Source organism: Micrococcus sp. LASM2_SD2 (assembly GCF_057364565.1).
In genome coordinates this window covers 1-562 of record NZ_JBNFOB010000489.1, presented here as the reverse complement: position 1 = coordinate 562, position 562 = coordinate 1, and the positions used below count along the sequence as shown (strand labels likewise).

General features: G+C 77.6%; 1 protein-coding gene. It reads right to left on the bottom strand.

Annotated features, from left to right (window positions below; genetic code table 11):
• A partial coding sequence (locus AC2W7A_RS13260; RefSeq protein ID WP_485991742.1) for an NAD(P)-binding domain-containing protein occupies positions 1 to 562 on the bottom strand: 562 nt, incomplete at both ends.

Below are 562 nucleotides of genomic sequence, written 5' to 3'. Positions count from 1 at the left end.
CGACGTCGTCGGGGCATCCACCGGGGGCGGGCGGCGCGTGGCCCACGTGAGGGAGCGGGCCACGGGCGCGAGGTCGGCGGCGATCTGCGCGCCGGAGTTGCCGCCGCCCACCACCAGCACGCGCTCGCCCGCGAAGTCCTCGGCGCGGCGGTAGTCCACGGTGTGCAGGAGCCGTCCGGCGAAGTCCTCCGCGCCGGGCAGGTGCGGCAGGAAGGGGCGGGTCCACGAGCCGGTCGCGGAGATCACGGCGCGGGCGTGCCAGTCGCCGCGGTCCGTGCGCACGACGAAGCCGCCGTCGGGGGCGTCGGCGACCTCGAGGACGGTGACGGGCCGGTGCACGGGCAGCTCGTAGCGGCGCTCGTACTCCGCCAGGTAGGCCACCACGTGGTCGGCGGACGGGGTGCCGAAACCCTGCCACGCGGGCATCCGCCACCCCGGCAGGGAGCTGGTCTCCGCCGGCGAGAACAGCGCGAGCGAGTCCCAGTACCGGGACCATGCCCCGCCGGGTCCGTCGGCGGCGTCGAGGATCGCGAAGCTCGGCGCGGGCCCGCCCCGGCCGCGC